23 protein-coding genes are annotated in these 26188 nt (G+C 63.8%); all 23 read right to left on the minus strand.

Translation table 11 applies throughout. The features are described 5' to 3' along the window. Window positions 1-58 precede the first annotated feature (58 nt). The 23 genes from rseP to nuoI all read right to left on the minus strand — a co-directional run bounded on the left by rseP (window position 59) and on the right by nuoI (window position 26179). Entirely contained in the window at window positions 59-1222 is a 1164-nt protein-coding gene (gene rseP / locus JKG68_RS00070) for an RIP metalloprotease RseP (RefSeq protein ID WP_202055055.1), read from the minus strand. A gap of 43 nt (window positions 1223-1265) precedes the next feature. Then, the gene (gene dxr / locus JKG68_RS00075) at window positions 1266-2426 is read right to left on the minus strand and encodes a 1-deoxy-D-xylulose-5-phosphate reductoisomerase (RefSeq protein ID WP_202055056.1); all 1161 of its coding nucleotides are present in this window, start codon (window positions 2424-2426) and stop codon (window positions 1266-1268) included. Window positions 2427-2432: 6 nt separating this feature from the next. Beyond that, complete coding sequence (locus JKG68_RS00080; RefSeq protein ID WP_246514984.1) at window positions 2433-3293, minus strand: phosphatidate cytidylyltransferase; 861 nt, start codon at window positions 3291-3293, stop codon at window positions 2433-2435. Beyond that, window positions 3293-4060: an isoprenyl transferase gene (locus JKG68_RS00085; protein WP_202055057.1), complete on the minus strand. Its 768-nt coding sequence runs from the start codon at window positions 4058-4060 to the stop codon at window positions 3293-3295. Before JKG68_RS00085 ends, JKG68_RS00080 begins: the two co-directional genes overlap by 1 nt. A 30-nt stretch (window positions 4061-4090) precedes the next feature. After that, complete coding sequence (frr, locus tag JKG68_RS00090; RefSeq protein ID WP_202055058.1) at window positions 4091-4651, minus strand: ribosome recycling factor; 561 nt, start codon at window positions 4649-4651, stop codon at window positions 4091-4093. Window positions 4652-4722: 71 nt separating this feature from the next. Beyond that, a complete protein-coding gene (pyrH, locus tag JKG68_RS00095) occupies window positions 4723-5436 on the minus strand; it encodes a UMP kinase (RefSeq protein ID WP_202055059.1) in 714 nt (237 codons plus the stop codon). Between the two features lie 283 nt (window positions 5437-5719). Further along, a complete protein-coding gene (tsf, locus tag JKG68_RS00100) occupies window positions 5720-6649 on the minus strand; it encodes a translation elongation factor Ts (RefSeq protein WP_202055060.1) in 930 nt (309 codons plus the stop codon). Between the two features lie 106 nt (window positions 6650-6755). Next, complete coding sequence (locus tag JKG68_RS00105) at window positions 6756-7778, minus strand: 30S ribosomal protein S2 (RefSeq protein ID WP_202055061.1); 1023 nt, start codon at window positions 7776-7778, stop codon at window positions 6756-6758. Window positions 7779-7954: 176 nt separating this feature from the next. Then, entirely contained in the window at window positions 7955-8587 is a 633-nt protein-coding gene (locus JKG68_RS00110) for a LysE family translocator (protein WP_202055062.1), read from the minus strand. A 107-nt stretch (window positions 8588-8694) separates the two neighbouring features. After that, on the minus strand, window positions 8695-12168 hold the full coding sequence (gene dnaE, locus JKG68_RS00115; protein ID WP_202055063.1) for a DNA polymerase III subunit alpha: 3474 nt from the start codon (window positions 12166-12168) through the stop codon (window positions 8695-8697). A 391-nt stretch (window positions 12169-12559) separates the two neighbouring features. Then, window positions 12560-13255, minus strand: coding sequence for an ABC transporter ATP-binding protein (locus tag JKG68_RS00120; RefSeq protein ID WP_202055064.1), 696 nt, complete (start codon window positions 13253-13255; stop codon window positions 12560-12562). Window positions 13256-13257: 2 nt separating this feature from the next. Next, window positions 13258-14532, minus strand: coding sequence for a lipoprotein-releasing ABC transporter permease subunit (locus tag JKG68_RS00125; RefSeq protein WP_202055065.1), 1275 nt, complete (start codon window positions 14530-14532; stop codon window positions 13258-13260). 6 nt (window positions 14533-14538) lie between these two features. Then, window positions 14539-15867, minus strand: coding sequence for a proline--tRNA ligase (gene proS / locus JKG68_RS00130; RefSeq protein ID WP_202055066.1), 1329 nt, complete (start codon window positions 15865-15867; stop codon window positions 14539-14541). 391 nt (window positions 15868-16258) lie between these two features. Continuing rightward, window positions 16259-16594: a DUF1467 family protein gene (locus tag JKG68_RS00135; protein WP_246514985.1), complete on the minus strand. Its 336-nt coding sequence runs from the start codon at window positions 16592-16594 to the stop codon at window positions 16259-16261. Window positions 16595-16604: 10 nt separating this feature from the next. Next, the gene (gene mce, locus JKG68_RS00140) at window positions 16605-17009 is read right to left on the minus strand and encodes a methylmalonyl-CoA epimerase (RefSeq protein WP_202055068.1); all 405 of its coding nucleotides are present in this window, start codon (window positions 17007-17009) and stop codon (window positions 16605-16607) included. Window positions 17010-17037: 28 nt separating this feature from the next. Then, window positions 17038-18711, minus strand: coding sequence for a ribonuclease J (locus tag JKG68_RS00145; protein ID WP_202055069.1), 1674 nt, complete (start codon window positions 18709-18711; stop codon window positions 17038-17040). Further along, window positions 18711-19541 carry a biotin--[acetyl-CoA-carboxylase] ligase gene (locus JKG68_RS00150; protein WP_312890712.1) on the minus strand — a complete coding sequence of 277 codons (831 nt, stop codon included), beginning with the start codon at window positions 19539-19541 and terminating at the stop codon, window positions 18711-18713. The genes JKG68_RS00145 and JKG68_RS00150 overlap by 1 nt, the downstream gene beginning before the upstream one ends. Window positions 19542-19543: 2 nt before the next feature. After that, on the minus strand, window positions 19544-20983 hold the full coding sequence (nuoN, locus tag JKG68_RS00155; RefSeq protein ID WP_202055070.1) for an NADH-quinone oxidoreductase subunit NuoN: 1440 nt from the start codon (window positions 20981-20983) through the stop codon (window positions 19544-19546). Between the two features lie 7 nt (window positions 20984-20990). After that, window positions 20991-22502 (minus strand): NADH-quinone oxidoreductase subunit M, encoded by a 1512-nt coding sequence (locus tag JKG68_RS00160; RefSeq protein WP_202055071.1) that lies wholly within the window; start codon window positions 22500-22502, stop codon window positions 20991-20993. Beyond that, a complete protein-coding gene (nuoL, locus tag JKG68_RS00165; protein ID WP_202055072.1) occupies window positions 22502-24532 on the minus strand; it encodes an NADH-quinone oxidoreductase subunit L in 2031 nt (676 codons plus the stop codon). Before nuoL ends, JKG68_RS00160 begins: the two co-directional genes overlap by 1 nt. A gap of 85 nt (window positions 24533-24617) precedes the next feature. Then, window positions 24618-24926 carry an NADH-quinone oxidoreductase subunit NuoK gene (gene nuoK, locus JKG68_RS00170; RefSeq protein WP_202055073.1) on the minus strand — a complete coding sequence of 103 codons (309 nt, stop codon included), beginning with the start codon at window positions 24924-24926 and terminating at the stop codon, window positions 24618-24620. Between the two features lie 11 nt (window positions 24927-24937). Continuing rightward, on the minus strand, window positions 24938-25552 hold the full coding sequence (locus tag JKG68_RS00175; protein ID WP_202055074.1) for an NADH-quinone oxidoreductase subunit J: 615 nt from the start codon (window positions 25550-25552) through the stop codon (window positions 24938-24940). A gap of 138 nt (window positions 25553-25690) precedes the next feature. Further along, a complete protein-coding gene (nuoI, locus tag JKG68_RS00180; protein ID WP_202055075.1) occupies window positions 25691-26179 on the minus strand; it encodes an NADH-quinone oxidoreductase subunit NuoI in 489 nt (162 codons plus the stop codon). Between the last annotated feature and the right edge of the window lie 9 nt (window positions 26180-26188).

The following is a 26188-nucleotide window of genomic DNA, read 5'->3' on the forward strand; positions in this document are numbered from 1 at the left end:
TATTGCAAACGGCACATCCACAACACAGTACCAATTTTTGCCCGGCGTGGCGTCCTTGTCACGATCCCTGGGCCATAAAACTGGTGCCAAGGTGAACAAGATCATTCCAAGTGGCGAAAAGCATGAGCATTCCCACCAGGGCAAAACCGATTCTGAAGCCGATTTCCTGGGCTTTCTCGCTCAGGGGCCGGCCGCGAACCGCCTCAATGGCATAAAACAGAAGATGGCCGCCATCCAGGAGCGGAATGGGAAATAGGTTAATGAGACCTATCGAGACCGACATGAAGCCGATCAGGCTGACCAGGCTGTAGACCCCGCCCACATCGAAGGCGGTGCCGGACGCCCTGGCGATTCCGATGGGCCCCGAGAGCTGATCCGCCGATTCCCACCCCATCACCAGCCGGCGGATGAAATTGATGGTGCGCTCGACGAGATTCCAGGTCTCGACCGCGGCCGCCTTGATTGCTCCCAGAGGCGAATAGGACAGCCGCTTGATCGCCGAGGGATCGCGGGAGGCTTCCACGCCCAGTAGGCCGATGCGCTGCTTGCCGAAGGGGCTCGTCCTCTCGACGAAATTGGGCGTTGCCGTCAGGGGAACGGTCTCCCCGTTGCGCTCCACCGTGAACGCCAGGGGCTCGCCGGCGCTGGAGCTTACGATGAGCTGCATATCAGCGAAGGTCTCGATGCGCCTGCCCTCAACCGTCAGGATGAGGTCCTTGGGCTGGAAGCCGGCCTTCTCGGCAGCGCTTCCGGGCTGGACCGCCTCGATCCGCGGCTCCAGGACCTGACGTCCGTTGAAATAGTTGAAACCGGCGAAGATCGCGATGGCCAGGATGAAGTTGGCAATCGGACCTGCCGCGACGATGGCCGCTCGTTTCGCCACGTTCTGATGGGGAAAACTGATTGCGCGCTCCGCGGCAGGCATTCTGTTCACGTCGTCATGGTTCGGAACGCTGGCTGCGTTGAGGTCGCCCACGAACTTCACGTAACCGCCGAGGGGAATCGCGGCGAGCCGCCAACGGGTGCCTTTCCGGTCCGTCCAGCCGAACAGTTCCCGTCCAAAGCCGATCGAAAAGGTGGTGACACCCACGCCACAGAGCCGCCCTACCCAGAAGTGGCCGAATTCGTGAACGAACACGACCACCGTGAGAACCACCAGAAAGGAGATCAGGGTCAGGAACAGGGAGCCTGTCGCACCGCTGATCGTCGTGAGAAAGTCCATTGTCGTCCCTTTCGCGCTCTTTCAAGAGCTGCGTTGCATATATCTAGGCCGGAATGAGCTGCCGTGCCGCCCTTCGAGCCTCCTGATCGATAGCCAGAGCATCCGCAACGGTCGCCGGTGCCGCCATGGCTCTTCCCGAAAAGGTCGAGCAGATGCTGCCAACCATTTCCGAAATATCATAGAATCCAATCCTGCCCGCCATGTAGGCCTCGACGGCGATTTCGTTGGCGGCATTCAGGATCGTCGGCAGGGCTCCCCCGGCCTTGAGGGCCGCCTTCGCCAGAGAGAGGCACGGGAAACGTGCCTCGTCAGGCCGCTCGAAGCTTAAACGGCCAATCGCGGCAAGATCGAGACGGGGCAGGCTCATGCGCAGACGGCCCTGATCTCGGAGCGCATTGGCGATGGGAACCTTCATGTCCGGTAGAGCAAGGCCCGCTGTTAGGGCGCCGTCGCTCCACTGGACAAGCCCGTGAACGATCGCCTCGGGATGCACCAGGACATCGAGGCGCTCCGCCTCCAGCTCAAAAAGATGATGAGCTTCAATGAGTTCGAGGCCCTTGTTCATCAAAGTGGCGGAATCGATGTTGATCTTCGATCCCATCGACCAGACCGGATGGGCCGAGGCTTCCTTGGCGCTGGCTCTCGCAATGCGCTCTCGGGACCAGGTCCGGAAGGGGCCGCCTGTGGCGGTGATGACCGCCTTTTCCACATCTCCATTGCGGCCGGCGGCAAGCGCCTGGTCCAGCGCGTTGTGCTCGGAGTCGACAGGCATGATCTCGACGCCGAGACGGCGCGCATCGGCCATGAAGGCAGCACCCGCGCAGACAAGGCTCTCCTTGTTGGCAAGGGCGATGCGCCTGCCCGGCTTCAGGGCCGCATGGGTGGGTGCCAATCCCGCGGTTCCGCTGATGGCGGCAAGAACCGTGTCGGCCTCACGCTCCACCGCCTCCAGAACCGCGGACGAGCCTGCGCCGCATTCGATTCCGGTGCCCGAGAGCGCCTGCTTCAGGGCTCCGCCTCCGCTCTCGTCGGCCAAGGCTGCGAACTTGGCTCCAAGGCGACGGGCAATCTCCGCCAGGGCGCCGGCATCGCGCCCCCCCACAACCGCCTCGACGCGAAGCTCCTCCCCGTGGGCCAAGACCACGTCTGCGGTGGAGCGGCCGACCGAACCTGTCGCCCCAAGGATCGTAAGAGAACGGACCATCGAAAATTATGCCGCGAGAGGAATGGTAAGGAGAACGACCGCCATAATGAGGCACACGGCCCAGAATCCGTCGAGCCGATCCATCACGCCCCCGTGCCCTGGGATGAGGTGGCTCGAGTCCTTGACGTCGCAATGGCGCTTGAGCGCCGATTCGCCCAGGTCGCCAGCCTGGCTTGCGACCGATGCGACAACCGACAGAACGGCGGTGCCGAACAGCCCGAAGGGCAGGCTGAGGCCGAACCGCTGGCCGCTCCAAGCCACAAGAAGGCCGCTGAGGGTTGCGGCGAACACTCCGCCCATAAAGCCGGACCAGGTCTTTTTGGGGCTGATCGCAGGGCAGAGCTTCGGCCCACCGAGAGCGCGTCCGGTGAAATAGGCGGCGACGTCGGTTGCCCAGACGACGGCAAACATCCAAAGGAGGCCGAGAATGCCAAGATCGGGGTGAGCCCGCACGATCGGCGGGATGAGGACGATCAACGCCGCGTAAACGAAACCCGAAGCTGTCCACAGCTTGCTGGAGGTGCCGCGCGCGAGGAGGGAGCCTCCTGCAGCCAGCACGACACCAGCGGTGGCCCACGGGCCGAAGCCCGCATCGGTCAGCAGCGGAACCATCAGGGCCGCCAAGCCGAGGCCCAAAAGCCCCTGCACCGGACGGCGCGGCGCGACCCCGATCATATCGGTCCACTCGACCATGATGGCAATGCCGGCGGCCAGCCAGAACAGGGCGAAGGCCCAGCCCCCCTGATAAGCCGTCAGGAGGGCCACGGCGGCCATTGCGAGGGCGGAGAGCACTCGCGTCGTCAGTTCCTTGGAAGGCGCCGACTTGGAGTTGGATGGCAAGGAGGAGCCTTCGTCCGCAACCATCATCAGCCTGCCCGGGCGCTCAGGCCGCCGAAGCGGCGGTCGCGCCTGCAGTACTCATCGATGGCGGCCTTGAACGCCGCCTCGTCGAAATCGGGCCAGAAGCAGGGCAGGAAGACGAACTCGGAATAGGCCGTCTGCCATGTCAGGAAGTTCGAGACCCGCTGCTCGCCTGACGTGCGGATGACCAGATCTGGGTCGGGAACGCCATAGGTGTCGAGGGCTGCTCCGATGGTGTCCATGTCGATGGAGGCCGGATCGAGGGTACCGTCCTTCACCTTCTGCGCAAGAGCCCGCATGGCGCCGGCGATCTCCTGGCGTCCGCCATAGTTGAAGGCGATAACCAGGGTCAGGCCCGTATTGGAACGGGTCAGCTGCTCGGCCTCGTCCAGCAGGAGACGGATGTCGGAGGCCAGCCCATCGCGCTCTCCGATGATCCTGACCCGTATGTTGTTGGCGTGGAGCTCCGCCAGATCATGCCGGACGAAGCGCTTGAGAAGCCCCATGAGGTCGGAGACCTCCTGGGCGGGACGGCGCCAGTTCTCTGCCGAGAAGCTGTAGACCGTCAGATACCGGATCCCGAGATCGCCAGCCGTGCGCACGGCGCGCCGGATCGCCTCGACTCCCCGCCGGTGCCCCTCGAAGCGAGGCAGGCCCCGCTGAGCGGCCCACCGCCCGTTTCCATCCATGATGATGGCGACATGGGCCGGCATCCCCTCGCCTGCTTCCTTGCAGGCAAAGCCTGGGACCGACCGTTTGGCTTCGCCGCTCATGATATCCTTTTCCGATGCGCGCCTGGAGGATCAGACGTGCATGATTTCCTTTTCCTTAGCCACCAGAATCGTCTCGATCTCGGCGACGAACTGATCCGTGGCCTTCTGGACCTGGTCGGCATGACGCTTGCCGTCATCCTCGCTGATGGCGCTGTCCTTCTCAAGCCTCTTGAGCAGGTCGAGGCCGTCGCGACGGACGTGGCGCACAGCAATGCGGGCCTCTTCGGCGTATTTGTGCGCGACCTTCACCATTTCCTTGCGGCGCTGCTCGTTCATCTCAGGAATGCGCAAGCGGATCACCTGGCCCTCGGTCTGCGGGTTGAGGCCCAGATCCGACTCGCGGATCGCCTTTTCCACGGCGGAAACCATGCCGCGATCCCAAACCTGCACGCTGAGCAGGCGCGGCTCCGGCACATTGACGGTCGCTACCTGCGTGATCGGCATGGGGGAGCCATAGGCGTCCACCTGAATGGGATCGAGAAGGTTCGGCGAGGCGCGCCCGGTGCGCAGGCTGCCCAGATCGTTCTTGAAAGCGTTGATGGCGCCCTGCATGCGGCGCTTCACATCGGCGAGTTCAAAGGTCGTGGCCATCAGATTTGTCCTTAACGCGAACTATTTAAACGGGCTTACGCTCCACAAGGTCCAGCATCAAGACCCCAGGATCAAGGGGCGACCACCGTGGAAGGCACTTTCCCCTGGAGAAGAGCGGTCACGGAGCTCGGAGCGTGAACGGAGCCTACGATGATCGAGAGCTTGTTTTCGCGAGCGAGCGCGAAGGCTGCGGTGTCCATCACCTTCAGGTCCCGGTTGATGGCCTCGTCATGGGTCAGCTGATCGAAGCGAATCGCGCTCGGGTCCTTCTTGGGATCCGCGGAATAGACGCCGTCGACCTGGGTGGCTTTCAGGACCGCGTCGCAGCGCAGCTCGGCGGCGCGCAGGACGGCCGCCGTATCGGTGGTGAAGAACGGATTGCCGGTGCCGCCTGCGAGAACGACCACCTGCCCCTTGTCCAGGTGATGCAAGGCAGGCTGCCGGGCATAGGTTTCGCAGATCGTCGGCATCGAGACCGCCGACATGGTGCGCGCAGGGACGCCGGCGGCGTTCAGAGCCGTCTCGATGGCCAGGGAATTCATGACCGTGCCGAGCATGCCCATGGAGTCGGCGGTCGGGCGGTCGATCCAGCCGGCAGCGCTCATGCGGGCACCTCGGATGATATTGCCTCCGCCGATCACGACGGCGATCTCGAATCCGGCGCGGGTGGCCTGAGCCAGATCCTCGGCCAGGGCCGAAAGGATCTGCGAATCGAGCCAATAACCGTCGGGAGCCATCAGGGCCTCACCGGAGAGCTTCACCAGGACGCGCCGGAACTGTGCCATTGTCGGACCTTTCTTGAGTTTCTCTTTTGTTGAAGCACCGCTTTTTCGCAGAACCTGGGCGGTTTTGGGCCGATGCTCCAAAGGCCTCTATAGAAGCCTCTCTTCAAGCTCCCGTTCCCGGAAGTGGGCAGCCCCAACCTGGAAGACGTGGGCGTCACCGGCGGGTCCTGGATCATTCCGAGAGGGTCTGGCGACCGTCTCATGACAGGCAGGGCCCTGCCGGATCCTCTACCCTTCTCATGAAAACGGCGGCTGAAGCGCCGCCGTTTTGCTGATGGCTGATTTAAGCCTTTGTGCCGGCCGCCGCAGCGACCTCGGCCGCGAAGTCCGGAGCCTCTTCCTTCTCGATACCCTCGCCGAGGGCATAGCGGACGAAGGCCTTGAGGGTGACCGGCTTGCCGGCCTTGCCTTCGGCTTCCTTGAGCACCTGGGTCACGGTCTTGGACGGATCGTGCACGAAGGGCTGCTCGAGGAGCGTGACTTCCTTGAAGTAGCTCTTCAGGCCGCTGTCGATGATCTTCTGCATGACGTGATCCGGCTTGCCGGCGTTCTTGTCGCGCAGAATGGCGCTCTCGCGCTCGATGGTGGCCTGATCCACGCCGGAGGCGTCGAGAGCAAGCGGGCTAGTCGCGGCCACGTGCATGGCGATCTGACGGCCGAGCGTGCCGAGAACGGTCACGTCACCCTCGGACTCCAGAGCCACGAGCACGCCGATCTTGCCGAGGCCCTCGGTGACGGCGTTGTGGACGTAGGACGCGATCACGCCCTTCGACACTTCGAGCTTCGCGATGCGGCGCAGGGTCATGTTCTCGCCGATGGTGGCGATGAGCTCCTGCAGGCGGTCCTTCACGGTGGTCTGCGAGCCGGGGAAGTGGGCAGCCTCGAGCGACTCGATGGTGCCGTTGCCCATGAGGCCGATCTTGGCGGCTTCGCGGACGAAAGCCTGGAACCCATCGTTGCGGGCGACGAAGTCGGTCTCGGAGTTGACCTCGAGGATCGTCGCGGTGTGGCCGGACGATTCGACGGCCACGAGGCCCTCGGCCGCAACGCGGCCGGCCTTCTTGGCGGCCTTCGACAGGCCCTTCTTGCGAAGCCAGTCGATCGCGGCCTCCATGTCGCCGTTGGTCTCGGCGAGGGCGGCCTTGCAGTCCATCATGCCGGCGCTGGTCGTCTCGCGCAGCTCTTTCACCATCGCAGCGGTAATGTTCGCCATGGCTTATCCTTTCAAAGGTTCACGCATAGAGGGAGCCCGGCGCTCGTGGAACGCCGGGCTCGATCATTCGTTCAAGCGGCCCTGCGGGTTGCAGCGCCGTGAAGCATTAAGCGGCAGCGGCTTCGATCATCGAGCGGGCCTGATCGATCCAGCCGTCACGCTCGAGGCGGCCGTTGAGCTTCAGGTCCTTGTCGAGCTGAGCGATATCGCCGGCCTGCATGGCGGCAAGCTGCCAGTAGTGGAAGATGCCGGCCTCGTTGAGCTTCTTCTCGAGCTGCGGGCCAACACCGTTGAGCTTGGTCAGATCGTCGGGAGCGCCGCGGGGAGCTGCCAGACGCTCGAACTGCTCACCCTCGTAGGCCGGGGCAGCCGTGTCGTTCGCCGGGAGCTCTTCGGCCATCGGATTCTCGGATTCGCCGATATCGATGCCCATGGCGCCGGCGCCACGGGAGATGCCGTCGAGAGCGGCGCGGGCGATCAGGTCGCAGTAGAGCGAAATCGCACGGCCGGCGTCATCGTTGGCCGGAACCGGGAAGGTGATGCCGTCCGGATCGCAGTTCGTGTCGACGATGGCAGCCACCGGGATGCCGAGGCGCTTGGCCTCCTGAATCGCCAGCTGCTCCTTGTTGGTGTCGATGACGAAGATCAGGTCGGGGGTGCCGCCCATGTCCTTGATGCCGCCGAGAGCGCGCTCGAGCTTCTCCTTCTCGCGGGCGAGCATGAGGCGCTCTTTCTTCGTGAGGCCCTGGCCGCCGCCGGCGAGGATCTCGTCCACCTTGCGCAGGCGCGAGATCGAGCCGGAGATCGTCTTCCAGTTGGTCAGCATGCCGCCGAGCCAGCGGGAGTTCACGTAGTACTGGGCCGAACGCTTGGCCGCATCGGCAACCGCATCAGCAGCCTGACGCTTGGTGCCGACGAACAGCACGCGGCCGCCCTTGGACACCGTGTCGCTGACGGCCTGGAGGGCGCGGTGCAGCATCGGAACCGTCTGGGCGAGGTCGATGATGTGGATGTTGTTGCGGGTGCCGAAGATGTACTGACCCATCTTCGGGTTCCAACGGTGGGACTGGTGTCCAAAGTGCGCGCCAGCCTCAAGCAGGCTGCGCATCGAAAAATCGGGAAGCGCCATGTTTATTCTCCGGTTAAGCCTCCGCGGAACAGTGGACCGGCCCTGCCGGCCACCGGGGTTTCCTCTTGGGCTCAAGAGGGGATTCCGCGTGTGGGATGGCGCGCATATAGGGGTAAATCGCTCCGGACGCAAGCATGAATAGCCTATGTCAAGCGCCGGATGGGGAGGCAAGATCATCACCGGCGACTGTCGAATGCAAGCTTGACCGCCAAGCCGGCAAACACGGTGGCGAGAAGGTATTGGGGCACCCGAGCCAATCTGCTCCGACCCATGATCACCTTGCCTGCTCGGCCGGCCATTACGATCACGATGCCATTGACTAAGAAACCCACAAGGTTGAGCACCGTTGCCAAGAGCATGATCTGCAGGGTGACCGAACCCGAATCGAGACGTACAAACTGCGGAAACAAAGCCAGAATGAACAGGGCCATCTTGGGATTCAGCATGTTGGTCAGAAGGCCCTGTCGAAAAACCTGCCCTATCGGATACTGCCTCGATTCAGACCCTGGACCATGTGCGGCCCCAGAATGACGAACAGTTTTCCAGGCCAGATAAAGCAAGTACCCCGCGCCAAGGTAGCGGACCGCATCGTACGCATGCGGCACGATGAGAAATAGCTCCGCCAATCCGAATGCAGCTGCCAAGGCATGGCAATATGTGCCTACTTGAATACCTGCCAGCGTAGCAAAGCCGGCCCCTTGCCCCTGGCTGACACTGCGGGACACGATGAGCATCATGTCAGGGCCTGGAGTTGCCGTAAGGGCCAGACAGGCTGCGGCAAAGAGGGCGAGGGTGGAAAGGTCCGGCATGTCAACGCTCCTGCGATTAGCCGGACCAAAGACTTATCCTGCCTCCCCTATTTTGTCACTTGGTAACAAGTCTTGTCTGAGCGAGGAGTGCCAAGGCCAATGTTCTCTTAGTTCATATGCACATCCACGACCCCCGGCACGGCCCGGAGCGCTCCGGCGATCTGGGGGGTGGCCATGTACTTGCCCGGGAGCTTGACCTCGACCTCCCGGTCGCCGTCGTCGAGAATCAGCACCAGGGACACCTCGCCCTCGCCCCGCGCCTTCAGGCGCTCGTAGACGCTGGAGATGGGGCGCTCGTCGCGCAGGAAGATCCGCATGCCCTTCTGGTGCTTGGCGGCGGCTTCCTGGAGCGGCTCGGCCATACCGATGCGCGCCCTCACCTCCTCGCCCTCGACCCCGGCCTGCAGCATGAGAACGACGGCGGAGCCGGGCTCGAGAACCTCGCGGAGGCGCTGGAGCCCCTCCGAGAAGATGATGGCTTCGAAGTGCCCGGTCTGATCGGACAGCGTGAGAATGCCCATCTTGTTGCCGGTCTTGGTGCGGCGCTCCTGCCTGTCGAGCACGGTGGCGGCCACCCGCCCTACGGAGTTTCCGGCCTTCACCGAGCGGCAGAACTCCACCCAGGTTTGAACCCGCAGCTTCTTGAGGAGGTCGCCATATTCGTCGAGGGGGTGCCCCGAGAGGAAGAAGCCGGCGGCGTCGTATTCCCGCTGCAGCTTCTCGGCCACGGGCCACGGCTCATAGGGCGGAATGCGCAGCTGCACATCCGCCGCGGCGACGCCGCCGAACATGTCCACCATGCCGCCGTTGGCCGCCTCATGGGATTGCTGGGCGAGGCTCATCATGGCGTCAATGGAGGCGCAGGCCTTGGCCCGGTCCGGCTCCAGCTCGTCGAAGGCCCCGGCGGCAATCAGGTTTTCCAGGGTGCGCTTGTTGATCGTGCGCGGGTTGATGCGCCGGGCAAAATCCGCGAGATCCTTGAACGGCTTGTCGCCCCGGGCCTCGATCACGCTCTCGATCGCCTGGCGGCCCACGCCCTTGACGGCGGCCAGCGCATACAGGATCGAGCCCTTGCCCTCGGCATCGTACTTCACGTCGAAAACCACGCCCGAGCGGTTGATCGACGGCGGCTCGACCTTGAAGCCTAGGCGTTGCGCCTCGCGGCGGAATTCGGAGAGCTTGTCCGTGTTGTCGAGGTCGAGAGTCATGGACGCCGCCATGAACTCCACCGGATAGTTCGCTTTCAGGTAGGCGGTCTGGAACGCCACGAGCGCATAGGCCGCCGCGTGGCTCTTGTTGAAGCCGTAATCGGCGAACTTCGCGAGAAGGTCGAAGATCTCGTTGGCCTTCGCCTTGTCGAGGCCGCCCTCCTTCGCACCGGAGACGAAGCGTTCGCGCTGGGCGTCCATCTCGGCCTTGATCTTCTTGCCCATGGCGCGGCGGAGCAGGTCGGCGTCGCCGAGGGAGTAGCCGGAGAGGACCTTGGCCACCTCCATCACCTGCTCCTGGTAGACGATGATGCCGAAGGTCTCGCGCAGGATCGGCTCCAGCTTGTCGTGCGGGTACCAGTCCTTCTTGTTGTGCTCGTCCTTGCCGAGCTTGCGGGCGCAGTAGACCGGGATGTTCGCCATCGGGCCCGGACGGTAGAGCGCCACGAGGGCGATGATGTCCTCGAACCGGTCGGTCTCCATCTCGACGAGCGCTTTCCGCATGCCGGCCGATTCCACCTGGAACACACCGACCGTCTCGCCGCGCTGAAGCATTTCGTAGGTTTTGCGGTCGTCCAGCGGCAAGGCCGACAGATCGACCTCAACTCCCGTTCGCCGGATCAGGTCCACCGCCGTGCGCAGAACCGTGAGCGTCTTGAGGCCGAGGAAGTCGAACTTCACGAGCCCTGCCTGCTCGACCCACTTCATGTTGTACTGGGTGACGCGCATCCCGGTCTTCGGGTCTCGATAGAGCGGCACCAGCTCCTGCAGCGGCCGGTCGCCGATCACCACGCCGGCTGCGTGGGTCGAGGCGTGACGATGCAGGCCTTCCAGCTTCTGCGCGATGTCGAGCATGCGCTTGACTACAGGCTCTTCCTCGATGGCCGCCTGGAGCTTCGGCTCCCCCTCGATGGCCTGTGCGAGCGTCACCGGGTTGGCCGGGTTCTGCGGCACGAGCTTGGTGAGCTTGTCCACCTGCCCATAGGGCATTTCGAGCACGCGCCCCACGTCGCGGATCACCCCGCGGGCAAGCAGGGTGCCGAAGGTGATGATCTGCGCGACCTGCTCTTCGCCATAGCGCTGCTGCACGTATTCGATGACGCGCTCGCGGCCCTCGACGCAGAAGTCGATGTCGAAGTCGGGCATCGACACGCGCTCGGGATTGAGGAAGCGCTCGAAGAGAAGCGCAAACCGCAGCGGATCGAGATCGGTGATGGTGAGCGCATAAGCCACAAGGGAGCCCGCGCCGGAGCCACGGCCCGGGCCGACGGGAATGTCGTGGTCCTTCGCCCACTTGATGAAGTCCGACACGATCAGGAAGTAGCCCGGAAATTTCATGTTCCGGATGATGTTGACCTCATAGGCCAGGCGGTCGTGATAATCCTGCTCGGTCAATCCCGGCGCGGGGCCATGCGCCGCAAGACGCTTGAGCAGCCCCTCCTCCGCCTGCCGCTGCAGCTCTTCGCCCTCGTCCAGGGCGGCGGCGTCCGGGCCTGTTCCGAAGTTCGGCAGGATGGGCTTGTGGGTCTTCACGCGCGTGGCGCAGCGCATGGCGATCTCGACGCTGGCCTGCAGCGCATCCGGCAGATCCCCGAACAGCTTCATCATCTGCTCGCGTGTCTTGAAATGGTGCTCCGGCGAAAGGCGGCGGCGATTGTCGTTGGACACGATCTGCCCTTCCGCGATGGCGAGCAGTGCGTCGTGGGCTTCGTAGTCCTTCGCCGACGAGAAGAACGGCTCATTGGCAGCCACGATAGGCAAGCCATTGCGGTCCGCAAGCGCGAGCAGCTCGCCTTCGATCAGCCGCTCCTCGTCGAGGCCGTGGCGCTGAATTTCGACATAGAGCTGATGGCCGAAGGCATTCTTGAGGATATCCAGCCGGGCCTGCGCCAATTCCTGACGGCCGCCATGGCGCAGGGCGCAATCCAGCGGTCCCGTGAAGCCGCCGGTCAGCGCGATGAGGCCCTCGCAATGGGCTGCGAGCGCGGGAGCGCCGATCCGTGGGCTCTCGCCCAGGGGCACGCCGAAATAGGCGTGGCTTACAAGCCGCATGAGGTTGCGGTAGCCCTCCTCCGTTTGCGCGAGCAGCACGATGTTGGAGGGCTGCGGCGCGACCCGGGCCACCGGATCCGCCTCCTCAAAGCAGACCGAGAGCTGCACGCCGGCAATGGGCTGGATGCCTGAGCCGGCGAGCTTTTCGGAAAACTCCAGGGCGCCGAAGAGATTGTTGGTGTCGGTGAGCGCCAGAGCCGGCTGCTTGTCGGCCGCAGCGAGCTTCGCCAGTTGCGCGATCTTCAGTGCGCCCTCGAGCAGCGAATACGAGGAATGCACGTGCAGGTGAACGAAGCCGATGTCTTGAAGGATGCGCGCCATAAAACTCTACTCATCGAACGGCACGCATAGTGACACGATTCTAGCTAAGGAAGCCTAACCTTGGACCTCGAGGACTATGTTCCTGTGAATCCCGGTGGGTTGTTGTGGATTCCCGGTATCAAGCAATGGGAGAAAGAACCAGAGCCCAGATTGCCACGGCCGAGCCGAACATGGCCAGCGAGGCGATTTCGGCGGCGGTTTCGAGGATGAAGCGAAGCATGTTTGGATCTCCATGTTCCTGACATGTTCATATTTGTTCATTGGATGTTCTGTGTAAAGCGTGTGCAGAGGCTGCGCTCGCGACGGAGTCAACAGACCGTTAAGATGCCGGAGCGCGCATCTTCGACAGCGCTGAATGCGCTTCAATCACCGTGATTGGAATGATGAGACGTCAGGGCAGCTGAACGATCAGGCCGTCGCGGATCGTCACGCGCCGGTCCATGCGGGCTGCGAGGTCCATGTTGTGCGTGGCGATCAATGCTGCGAGCTTCGATGCGCGAACGATGGCGACCAATGTTTGGAAGACCCGGTCTGCGGTATGCGGGTCGAGATTGCCCGTAGGCTCGTCGGCCAGAAGCAGGCGCGGCGCATTGGCAACCGCGCGCGCAATCGCAACACGCTGCTGCTCGCCGCCGGAGAGTTCGCCGGGACGATGATCGAGACGCTTGCCCAACCCCAGAAAGGTCAGAAGCTGCGTTCCGCGATCCTGAGCCTCGGCCTTCGAGAGGCCGCGGATGAGCTGCGGGATGACCACGTTCTCCAAAGCCGAGAACTCCGGCAGGAGGTGGTGAAACTGGTAGACGAAGCCGAGCTCCTCGCGGCGGACACGGGTCCGCTCCTGGTCGTTCATCGATGCCGTGGGCTTCGTGCCGACGAAGACCTCGCCGCCATCGGGCTTTTCGAGCAGCCCCGCCACATGGAGCAAGGTGGACTTGCCAGTTCCCGAGGGAGCAACCAGGGCCACGATCTCGCCAGGCCAGATCGCGAGATCGGCACCGCGCAGGACCTCGAGAAAGCTGCTCCCTTGCGGATAGCGGCGCTCCACTTTCGACAGATACAGGGCGGGTTGGGATTGGGCGGGGGACATACTCAACCGTAGCGCAAAGCCTCGACCGGATCGAGTTTCGCGGCCCGCCAGGAGGGATAAAGGGTTGCGAGCAGCGACAGCACCATCGCCATGAGAAGGATGGTGGTCACTTCCGTCGGGTTCACCTCGGCAGGCAGACGGCTCAGGAAGTAGAGTTCCGCCGGAAAGAGGTTCGTGTTCGTGAGGGTCGAGATGAAATCCCGGATGGTCTCGACATTGAGCGCGAGCAGCAGCCCGAGACCGAAGCCCGCGAACGTACCGACGATGCCGATCGAGGCGCCCGTGATCAGGAACACACGCATGACGGAGCCGCGGGTCGCCCCCATGGTGCGCAGGATCGCGATATCCTCCGACTTGTCCTTCACGAGCATGATCAGCCCGGAGATGATGTTCAGCGCCGCCACCAGCACGATGAGGGTGAGGATCAGGAACATAACGTTCCGCTCGACCTCCAGGGCGCCGAAGAACGTTCGGTTGCGCTGGCGCCAGTCGGTCATGAGAATCGGGCGGGCTGCCGCCTCCTCGATGGCGGCGCGGGCCTCGTCCACCCGGTCGGCGTTGTCGAGATAAACCTCGATGAGCTGCACGTCGCCCTGTCGGTTGAAGTAGTTCTGCGCCTCCGTCAGGGGCATGAACACGAAGGTGGAGTCGAACTCCGACATGCCGATCTCGAAGATGGCCTTGACCGGATACCCCTTCACCCGGGGCGCAGTGCCGAAGGGCGTTGCGGCCCCACGAGGGGTAATGAGCGTGAAGGTATCGCCCGCCTGAAGGGACAGGGAGTCAGCCAGCCTCCGCCCGATGGCAACACCCTCGCCTTCCTCGAAATTCTCGAGCGTGCCCTGGCGCAGATTGCCGGCGATATGCTCGATCTTGCGCAGGTCTTCCGGGCGGATGCCGCGCACGAGAACGCCGCTGCCGTTGTACTGCGAGGAGCCGAACGCCTGCCCTTCCACCAGGGGGATGGCGCGCCTGACGCCGGGAACGGCGGCGATGCGCGCGGCGACCTCCGGATAATCGGTGAGCGGGCTCTCGAGCGGCGCCACGAAGATGTGGCCGTTGATGCCGACGATCTTGTCGAGCAGCTCCTTGCGGAAGCCGTTCATGACCGAGAGCACCACGATGAGGGTGGCGACCCCCAGCATGATGCCGAGGAAGGAGAAGCCGGCGATCACCGAGACGAACCCTTCCCGCCGCCGCGTGCGCAGGTAGCGCCCGGCGAGCATCCACTCGAAGAGCGAGAAGGGCCTGGTCCCTGTTGTCGCCGTCTTGGCCATGGCGGTTTATTTAGGAACCGAGAGCCGGGCGACCACGTCGTCGAGCGAGAGATGCTCGCGCTCGCCCGTGGCGCGGCGCTTCAGCTCCACTTTGCCATCCGCCAGGCCCTTTGGGCCGATCAGCACCTGCCATGGCACGCCGATGAGATCGGCGGTGGCGAACTTGCCGCCCGGACGCTCGTCGCGGTCGTCGTAGAGCACGTCCCGGCCGGCAGCGCTCAGCTCACGGTAGAGCCGCTCGCAGGCTCCGTCCGTGCCCGCATCCCCTGCCTTCAGGTTGAGGATCGCCACGTCGAACGGGGCCACGGCCTCCGGCCAGACGATGCCGTTCTCGTCATGGCTCGCCTCGATGATCGCGGCTATCAGGCGGCTCGGCCCGATGCCGTAGGAGCCCATATGGACGTCCCGCTCCTGCCCGTCCGGCCCCATGACCCTGGCGCCCATGGGCTCGGAATACTTGGTGCCGAAATAGAAGATATGGCCGACCTCGATGCCGCGGGCCGACATCTTCTTGTCCGCCGGAATGGCCTCGAAGGCAGCCTCGTCGTGCATCTCGGAGGTGGCGGCGTAGAGCGACGTCCACCGGTCGACGATGCCCTGAAGGCCGGAGACGCTGTCGAAATCCGTGTCGGCCGCCGGAATGTCGTAGTCGAGATAATCGGCGTGGCAGAACACCTCGCTCTCGCCGGTCGAGGCCAGGATGATGAACTCGTGGCTCAGGTTTCCGCCGATGGGGCCGGTGTCGGCCCGCATGGGAATCGCCTTCAGGCCCATCCGGGCGAAGGTGCGCAAGTAGGCCACGAACATCTTGTTGTAGGAATGGACGGCGCCCGCCTGATCCAGGTCGAAGGAATAGGCGTCCTTCATCAGGAACTCGCGGGAGCGCATCACGCCGAAGCGCGGGCGCACCTCGTCGCGGAACTTCCACTGGATGTGATAGAGGTTCAGCGGCAGATCCTTGTAGGAGCGCACATAGCCCCGGAAGATCTCCGTGACCATCTCCTCGTTGGTCGGGCCGAAGAGCATCTCGCGCTCGTGCCGGTCCTGGATGCGCAGCATCTCCTTGCCGTAGGCGTCGTAGCGGCCCGATTCGCGCCAGAGATCCGCTGACTGGATCGTCGGCATCAGGAGCTCGACGGCGCCGGAGCGGTTCTGCTCCTCGCGGACGATGGCGTTGACCTTGTTCAGCACCTTCAGGCCCAAGGGCAGCCATGCATAGATGCCCGCCGATTCCTGGCGGATCATGCCGGCGCGCAGCATCAGGCGATGGGAGACGATCTCCGCCTCTTTCGGCGTCTCACGGAGAATGGGGAGGAAATAGCGGCTCAAACGCATAGGACGCCTTTAAGTCTCAAGCAGAATAAATGGGTAGCGACTCGCTTCCAGCACACAACACAGGCCTCGGGTAAAAGACAAGCTGTCATCGCCGGAACGGGCCTGCGGCGAGATGGATTAGACCAAAGATCAATACAATAAATGCCGAAAATTGCATCAGCGCGTGCCCAAAAAAGGTGACACCGCTAGGGAAGGTGATTATAAACAAAATCCTAACGTCATAGACCTTCAAAGGTCAGAGGTTACGGTCCGAGTTTCGGGAGGAACAAGATCTTCAAGCGCCATCATAGGCGTTGGCATCAGAAAGCCAGAGATCAAAAATTGCCAAAAGGCAGTTCAGGCAAGGCGAAAGCCTTGCTTTTTCTTTTTAGGCATCCCGTTCTGCTTCCGATTAAAGACCGGCCAGGGGAAACACGGCTGCGACAACCACAAGAACGACGGAAGCGACGAGCGTCGTCCAGATCGCCTTTTCCCGCAACGCGGGCAGCGTCGGGGCACCGGGTTCGCTGCCCTTGATGACCTCCCCGTCTTCCGCCTGGCTGCGGACGCCGAAGGGAAGGACGGCGAAGAGCAGGATCCACCAGATCACGAAATAAAGGGCCAAGCCGCCGGCGACGCTGAGGGCGAATGCATTGGCCGCAACGGCGACGGCCGCCGCCGAGACGATCACGACGGCCGCGATCGTGGACAAGAGCGATCCCGCCAGATGTTTTACAAGGCTTGTCAACAGCTTGTCCTCAGGCTTGCTCGAGTTCGATGAGGGTGCCGTTGAAGTCCTTCGGGTGAAGGAAAAGCACGGGCTTCCCATGGGCCCCGATCTTCGGCTCGCCGGAGCCCAGCACCCTGGCCCCGGATTTCACAAGCCGGTCTCTCGCCTCGCCGATGTCATCTACCTCGTAGCAGACATGGTGAATGCCGCCATCCGGGTTCTTCTCCAGGAAGCGCCCGATGGGCGACTCGCCGCCCAAGGGTTCCAAGAGCTCGATCTTGGTATTGGGCAAGGTGATGAAGACGACCGTGACGCCATGCTCTTCGAGCGCCTCGGGCGCCGAAACCTCGGCACCCAGGGTGTTGCGGTAGACATCAGAGGCCGCCTCGATGTCACGCACGGCAATGGCGACGTGGTTGAGACGTCCGATCATGGCTGCTTCCCTCCCGAATCCGCCGTTCTCATGCCTCGATCACGAGCACATGACATGCGGGCTTCTTGCCCCATTCCTGGTTCACGGCAGCGCGCACGGCCCGATGAACGGCGTTCTCGACCGCTTCCGGATCACGGCGCTTGGCCTTCGACAGCCCATCGAGCAGATCGGCCACCGTATCGGCGATGATCTCGGTCATCTCCCGCCCCTGGCGGTTCTTGTCGGGCAGGCCCATGGCGTCGATCACGGGATCACCTACGAGCTCGCCCCTCTCGTCGATGGCGATGGCCACCGTGACGATGCCGGCGAAGGCCAGCTTGCGGCGCTCCGGCAGCGCCCGTTCGCCGGCGTTGATGACGATGTTGCCGTCGCGGTAGAGCCGGCCGGCCGGAATGTTGTCGACGATCTCGGCGGGGCCGGGCGCAAGGCGCACCACGGTGCCGTTCTTGGCGCGGACGACCTCGGGCACGCCCTGCTGGCGCGCGAACTTCGCATGTTCGCTCAGGTGCAGCGGTTCGCCATGAGCCGGGATGGAGATGCGCGGGCGCGTCCACTCGTACATCTGCGCCAGCTCTCCCCGGCGCGGATGGCCGGAAACGTGCACCAGCTCCGTGCGGTCGGTGATGACCTCGATGCCTTGTTCGATGAGGCTGTTGATGATCGCTCCGACGCCCTTTTCGTTACCGGGGATTGCGCGAGACGAGAAGATCACCCGATCGCCTGCGGAGAGCGCGATGTCGGGATGCTCGTCCTGGGCAATGCGGGCGAGCGCCGCCCGCGGCTCTCCCTGCGATCCGGTTAGAATCGCCACGATCTTGTTGCGGGGTATGTAGCCGAAGTTTTCCGCGGAGCGGAACTCGGGCAGCCCTTCCAGGTATCCGCATTCCTTTGCGACGTCGACCACCCGGTCCATGGCGCGCCCCACCACCACGACCTCGCGGCCGCATTCGCGGGCGGCCTCCGCCACGGAGCGGATGCGCGCGACGTTGGACGCGAAGGTGGTGATGGCAACCCGATGGGGCGCGTCGTTGATCAGCTGGGCCAGGTTCTTGGCCACGTCCGACTCGCTGGGGCTGACGCCCTCGCGGACCACGTTGGTGGAATCGCAGATGAGCGCAAGAACGCCCTCATCGCCCAAGGCGCGGAAAGCATCCTCAGAGGTCAGGCTGCCGAGGTAAGGCGTGTTGTCGAGCTTCCAGTCGCCCGTATGAACCACGAGACCGTGGGGGGTGCGGATCGCAAGCGCGTTCGATTCCGGGATCGAGTGGGCGACCGGCACATATTCGATGTCGAAGGGCCCGAGCTTCAGCCGCTGGCCGGGCACGATCTCGTTCAGCTCGATCTTCGGCGCGCCGGCCTCGGAAAGGCGGCGCGTCTCCAGAAGCCCGATGGCGAATTTCGTGGCGTAGACCGGCGCCTGAAGGCTCGGCCACATCTCGACGAGAGCCCCGATATGGTCCTCATGGGCATGGGTGATGAAGATGCCGAGCAGATTGTGGCGCTCTTCCTCGATGAAGCGCAGGTCCGGGTAGACTACGTCGATGCCGGGCAGGTTCTCCTCGCCGCCGAAGCCCATGCCGCAATCGACCAGAATCCACTGGCGCTCCGTCTCCGGCCCGAAGCCGTAAAGCGCGGCGTTCATCCCGATTTCGCCAAGCCCTCCGAGGGGAAGGAAGACGAGTTCATCTTGGTGGGAAGCCATTATTGTTCAAACCTTTTTAAGCCAGCGCCAGGCTTGGCTATATCGTGCAGCAAATTGGGGAAATAAAGGTCGCCTGCATCGATGAGTTCCATTCCATCGACGCTTTTCAGCTGCAGGCGCCCAAAACGATCGAGACCCTCGAAGACGCCCTTCTTCTCGCCGGTGGGCAGACGAAGCGTCACCTCCTGCCCGATGCCGGCAGCCCGCTCCAGCCAAAGCTGCCGGATCGCTCCGAACGGGTCCGATGCATTCATCCGGGCTGACGCGCGCCAAGCCGCGAAGGTGCGGGCGAAGGACGACGAAAGGGCTCGAAACACATCCTCCCGGCGCAAGCCAGGTTTGACGGCCTGAAGAGCGATGGCTGGATACGGCGTCCCTGTCGGCGCGAAGGCGACGTTCACGCCGCAGCCGATCACGATGGCCAGGGATCCGTCGGGCCCGATCCTGTGCCCCTCGAGGAGAAGGCCCGACACCTTGGCTCCATCGAGCAGGAGATCGTTCGGCCATTTCAGCGACAGGCGCGGAGCCCTAAGGCCAGTGACCGACTCGACGGCTTCATGCAGGGCGAGCCCTGCCACGAAGCCGAGCTGCGGCGCAGCCGCCGTGTCGCAGGGATCGATCAGGAGAAGGCTGGAGTAAAGGTTGCCTTTCGGGGACGCCCATTGCCGGCCGTGCCTTCCCCTCCCCGCCAGCTGCTCGTCGGCCACGATCCAGAGCTGTCCCGGATCGCCGGCCCGAGCGGCCTGCAGGGCGTCGTCGTTCGTCGAGTTTGTCGCCTCGAGCGAGAGAAGCCGGTAGCCGGCGGACTCGGTCTCGGGCGACAGGTTCACGATCAGAACAGGGAGCGCGCGGCAGCACCTGCGGCGGCCACCAGAGGAGCCGGAACGATGCCGAAGAGCACGACGAAGATGCTGCACAGGGCGAGCACGAGCTTAACGCCCGCAGGCATCGAGTCGTAGCGCTCGGCCGGCTCGTCGAAATACATCACCTTCACGATGCGCAGGTAGTAATAGGCACCGATCACGCTGGTCACCACGCCGATGACCGCAAGAGCCACGAGATCCGCCTCGATGGCCGCGGTGAACACGGCGAACTTGGCGAAGAAGCCCGCAAGCGGCGGGATGCCGGCCAGGGAGAACATCATCATGCCGAGGCAGAAGGCGATGACCGGATGGGTGCGCGAAAGGCCGGAGAGATCGTCGACCGTGTCGAACATCACGTTGCCGCGGCGCAGGCTGAGGATGCATGCGAAGGCGCCGAGCGTCATCGCCAGATAGATCGCCATGTAGACGGCGACGCCCTGGATCCCCTCCACGGTGCCGGTGGCAAGGCCGATCAGCGCATAGCCTACGTTGCCGATGGAGGAATAGGCCATCAGGCGCTTGATGTTGCGCTGGCCGATCGCCGCGAAGGAGCCAAGCGCCATCGATGCGATGGAGATGAAGACGATGATCTGCTGCCACTGGCCCAGGATGCCCGGGAAGGCATCGATGAAGACGCGGGTGGCCATGGCCATGCCGGCCATCTTGGGCGCCGCGGCGAAGAACGCCGTCACCGGCGTGGGCGAGCCCTCGTAGACGTCCGGCGTCCACATGTGGAACGGCACGGCTGAGATCTTGAAGGCGATGCCTGCCGACACGAACACGAGGCCCACGATGGCGCCGATGCCCACATTGCCCTGGAGAACCGAGGCGATGACCGGGAAAGACACGCTGCCCGTGAACCCGTAGACCAGCGAAGCGCCGTAGAGCAGCATGCCGGAGGAGAGCGCGCCGAGCACGAAGTACTTCAGGCCGGCCTCCGTCGAGCGCACGTTGTCACGGTCGAAAGCCGCGATCACGTAGGACGACAGGCTGAGCAGCTCGAGGCCGAGATAGAGGGCGATCAGGTCGTTCGCCGAGATCACCATCATCATGCCGATGGTGGAGAGCACGATCAGGATCGGGTACTCGAAACGGCTGATGCCCTCGCGGCGCATGTAGTCCAGGGAGAGGATGACGCCGCCCGCAGATGCAAGGAGCGTGAGCGCCTTCATGAACTTGGCGAACCCGTCCACGACGAAGGAGCCGCCCATGGTCTCGACGCGCTCGGAAGGGAGCATCAGGACGGCCACGAAGGTGACCGCCAGAAGCGCAAGCGCGATGATGTTCATGCCGTAGCCCGGGCGCTCGCCGCGAATGGCGCCGAACAGGACCAGGATGAGGGCACCCGCCGCCAGAAGGATTTCCGGCAGGACGGGACCAAAGGCGGGAATGACGAAGGCGGAGTTCATCGTGACCTCAGTGTGCGGCAACAGCGGCCGTTTTCACGGTGGCGAGCGCGGCCTGGACATTGTTCATGAGCGCATCGGTCGGCGCCGCAAAGGCGTCGAGGATGGGTCCGGGCTGTACGCCGTAATAGATGATGAGAAGGATCAGGGGCGCGAAGGTGATGATCTCGCGGCGGTTCAGATCCTTGATGCCCTGGAGCGCCGGCTTGTCGAGTTCCCCGTAGACCACCCGGCGGTAGAGCCAGAGGGCATAGCCGGCGGACAGGATCACGCCCGTGGTGGCGAAGAACGCCACCCAGGTGTTGGACCGGAAGGCGCCCATCAGGGTCAGGAACTCACCGACGAAGCCCGAGGTGCCCGGAAGCGCCACGTTGGCCATGGTCAGGATCAGGAACACCACCGCGTAAAGCGGCATCCGGTTCACGAGGCCCCCATAGGCCTTGATCTCGCGGGTGTGCATCCGGTCGTAGATGACGCCGACGGAGAGGAAGAGCGCACCCGAGATGAGGCCGTGGGAGATCATGGTAAACATGGCGCCCTGAATCCCCTGCGGGTTCAGGCTGAACAGCCCCATGGTGACGAAGCCCATATGCGCCACGGAGGAGTAGGCGATGAGCTTCTTGATGTCCTCCTGCATCAGGGCGACCAGGGAGGTGTAGACGATCGCAATGACCGAGAGGGCGAAGACCAGCGGCGCGAAATAGACCGAGGCGTCCGGGAACATGGGGAGCGACACCCGGATGAAGCCGTAGCCGCCCATCTTCAGCAGCACGCCCGCCAGGATGACCGAGCCCGCCGTCGGCGCTTCCACGTGCGCGTCGGGGAGCCAGGTGTGCACCGGCCACATGGGCATCTTCACCGCAAACGACGCGAAGAAGGCAAGCCAGAGCCAGGTCTGGAGGTTTGCCGGGAACTTGTGGGCCAGCAGCGTCGGGATGTCCGTGGTGCCGGCGGCCCAGTACATGGCCATGATGGCCAGCAGCATCAGCACCGAGCCGAGCAGCGTGTAGAGGAAGAACTTGAAGCTGGCGTAGATGCGCCGCTTGCCGCCCCAGATACCGATGATGAGGAACATCGGAATGAGGCCTGCCTCGAAGAACAGGTAGAAGAGCACCAGGTCGAGGGCGGAGAACACGCCGATCATGGTGGTCTCGAGCACCAGGAATGCGACGAAATACTCCTTCACCCGGTGCCCGATCGACTCCCACGAGGCCAGGATGCAGAACGGCATCAGGAAGGTGGTGAGCAGGATCAGCGGCATGGAGAAGCCGTCGACGCCGAGCTTGAACCGGATCGTCTCGGTGAGCCAGGCATGGCTTTCGACGAGCTGGAACGAGGCGGTTGCCGTGTCGAAGCGCCCCCAGGCGACCAGCGACAGGAGGAAGGTTGCAATTGTCGTGGCCAGCGCAGCCCAGCGGGCGTTGGAGCGAGCAGCCTCGCTGTCGCCGCGCAGGGTCAGGATGAAGGCCGCCCCGACTAGGGGGAGGACCAGAAGGCCGGAGAGAATGCCGAAGCCGAGCATCAGTGGGCTCCCCTGAAGAGATAGAAGGTCACGAGAGCCGCAACGCCGATCAGCATGGCGAAAGCGTAGTGGTAGACATAGCCGGTCTGAACCCGCACCACGCCGCGCGTCACGTCCATGACGCGGGCGGAGATGCCGTCGGGCCCGAGCCCGTCGATGATGCGCTGGTCGCCCGTGCGCCAGAAGAAGCGGCCGATCCACATGGCCGAGCGCACGAACAGGAGGTCGTAGAGCTCGTCGAAGTACCACTTGTTCAGGAGGAAGCGGTAGAGGACCGGATGCTCGGCGGCGAGTTGGGCCGGCTTCTTGGCGTCGATCATGTACATGTAGACCGCGAGCACGAAGCCGAGGATCATCATCACGGTCGGCAGGAGCGGCACCCAGCCCGGGAGATGGTGCATCTCCTCCAGGATGTGGTTCTCAGGCCGGGTGAACAGGGCACCCTTCCAGAAATCCGCATAACCTTCGCCGATGAAGGCGCCGTGGAACACGATGCCGGCAACCACGGCGCCGATGGCAAGCACCACCAGCGGCAGCAGCATCACGAGCGGGCTCTCGTGGGGGGTATGGTCCCCATGATGGCCATGCTCATGCTGGGCATGGGTGGCCGGCTCCACATCGTGGCTGTGGCCGTCATGCTCCACGCCCTCATGGTGGCCATGGGCATGGTGATCCGCGTTCGACCAGCGCGCCGTGCCCTCGAAGGTGAGGAAGAACAGGCGCCAGGAGTAGAACGAGGTCATGAAGGCTGCGATCACGGTGGCCAGGAACGCGAAGGTGCCCGCCGTGGAATGGGACGCATAGGCCGCCTCGATGATGGCGTCCTTGGAATAGTAGCCCGCCGTGAAGGGGAAGCCGGTGAGCGCGAGCGTGCCGATCGCCATCATCGCCGTGGTGACGGGGATGTAGCGGCGAAGCGCGCCCATGTTCCGCATGTCCTGCTCATGGTGCATGGCATGGATGACGGAGCCGGCGCCCAGGAACAGCAGGGCCTTGAAGAAGGCGTGCGTGAACAGGTGGAACACGCCCGCGCTGTAGGCTCCGACGCCGAGGCCCACGAACATGTAGCCGAGCTGCGAGCAGGTCGAGTAGGCGATCACGCGCTTGATGTCGTTCTGAACCAAGCCGATGGTCGCGGCGAAGAAGGCCGTGATGCCGCCGATCACGGTGACCACCGTGAGAGCCGCAGGCGCATATTCGAAGACCGGCGACAGGCGCGCGACCATGAACACGCCGGCTGTCACCATGGTGGCGGCGTGGATGAGCGCGGAGACCGGAGTCGGGCCCTCCATCGCGTCCGGCAGCCAGGTATGGAGCAGGAACTGCGCCGACTTGCCCATGGCGCCCATGAAGAGCAGCAGGCAGGCGATGGTCAGGGCATGCCACTCGATGCCGAGGAAGTGGAAGTTGGCGTTCGCCAGCTCCGCCGCGCGGGGGAAGATCTGGTCGAAGGTGACGCCGTTGAACAGGACGAACAGGGTGAAGATGCCGAGCAGGAAGCCGAAATCGCCGACGCGGTTGACGATGAAGGCCTTCATGGCCGCCGCATTGGCGGAGTCCTTCTGGTACCAGAAGCCGATGAGCAGGTAGCTCGCAAGGCCCACCCCTTCCCAGCCGAAGAACATCTGGACCAGGTTGTCGGCGGTCACCAGCATGAGCATGGCGAAGGTGAACAGCGACAGATACGCGAAGAAGCGCGGGCGGTGCGGGTCCTCGTGCATGTAGCCGATGGAGTAGAGATGGACGAGGGCCGAGACCGTGTTCACCACCACCAGCATCATGGCGGTGAGCGTGTCGATCCGGAACGCCCAGTCGACCACCAGGTCGCCGACCGACATCCACTGGGCCACCTGGACCCGGGTCGCGCCGTCGCCGAAGCCCACCTGGATGAAGGACACCCAGGACAGGACGGCCGCCACGAAGAGCAGCGCCGTGGTGACGATCTCGCTCGGCCGGGGGCCGAGCAGGCGGCCGAACAGGCCTGCGATGAGGAAGCCGACGAGCGGCAGGAAGACGATTGCGTGATACATGTTCGTTTACTTCGCCGATCGGGCTTGGCTCATGGCCGCATGATTGTGTTCAGAAAACCGGTGCCCACTTTTCTGAATCATGCCCCTAGCCCCTCATCATATTGACGTCCTCAACCGCGATGGAGCCGCGGTTGCGGAAGAAGACCACCAGGATGGCAAGGCCGATGGCCGCCTCCGCCGCCGCGACCGTGAGGATCAGCAGGGCGAAGACCTGGCCGACGATGTCGTTCAGGTGGGTCGAGAAAGCGACCATGTTGATGTTCACCGCGAGCAGGATCAGCTCGATGGACATCAGGATGACGATCACGTTCTTGCGGTTGACGAAGATCCCGAACACCCCGAGCGTGAACAGCACGGCGGCGACGGTGAGATAATGGCCCAGTCCGATAACCATCGCGCGCCTCCTTAAATGCCCTGGCGGAAGGGAACCTTCCGCACCTCGACGGCAGTGTCCTGCGTCCGGTTGTTCTGCATGGTGATGTTCTGGCGCCGCACGCCCACGCGCTCGCGCAGGGTCAGCACGATGGCGCCGATCATGGCGACCAGCAGGATCAGGCCGGCCGCTTGGAAGAAGTAGAAGTAGCGGGTGTAGAGCACCTGGCCGAGGGCCTCGGTGTTGGTCATCACGTCCGGGGCCGGGATCGGAACGCCCGGCGAACGAACCAGGGCGGGATCGACCGCATAGGCGCCGACCACCAGGACGAGCTCCAGCAGGAAGATCACGCCGATCAGCCCGCCGACCGGCAGATACTGGAGGAACCCTTGGCGGAGCGCCGCGAAGTCCACATCGAGCATCATGACCACGAAGAGGAAGAGCACCGCGACCGCGCCCACATAGACGATGACCAGGATCATCGCCAGGAACTCGGCTCCCATGAGCAGGAACAACCCCGCCGCATTGACGAAGGCCAGGATCAGGAACAGCACCGACTGCACGGGATTGCGGGAGGCAATCACCATGAAGCCGGAGGCGACCGTGATCGTCGCGAACAGATAGAAGAAGGCGGCGGTAACCGTCATGCTCAAGCTCAAGCCGCCCTCGGCGGCCCCTTCCGACGTGGCCCGGGAGAATCCAAGGGCCAGTCTATAAATTCCGAATCCCGCCGGGACAACCCGCCGGGCCTGTTTGCCCCCTGCCCTTGTCGGGCCGGGAGTGGCTTACCGGTAGGGCGCGGTCTTCGCGATGTTCTTCGCGATCTCCCGCTCCCAGCGCTCCCCGTTCTCGAGAAGCTTTGCCTTGTCGTAGTAGAGCTCCTCGCGGGTCTCGACGGAGAATTCCATGTTCGGGCCCTCCACGATGGCGTCCACCGGGCAGGCCTCCTGGCACATGCCGCAATAGATGCACTTCACCATGTCGATGTCGTAGCGCGTGGTGCGACGGGTGCCGTCGTTGCGGCGAGGACCCGCCTCGATGGTGATGGCCTGGGCCGGGCAGATCGCCTCGCAGAGCTTGCAGGCGATGCAGCGCTCTTCCCCGTTGGGGTAGCGGCGCAGCGCATGCTCGCCCCGGAAGCGGGGGCCGCGATGGCTCATCTCGAAGGGATAGTTGATCGTCTTCTTCGGCTTGAAGAAGTACTTCACGGTCAGGATGAACCCTGCCACGAACTCCTTCAGCAGAAGCGACTGTGCGAATTGATCGAGCTTCATGTCGTCGAT

It is taken from the genome of Microvirga aerilata (genome assembly GCF_016743775.1).
Lineage (GTDB): Bacteria > Pseudomonadota > Alphaproteobacteria > Rhizobiales > Beijerinckiaceae > Microvirga > Microvirga aerilata.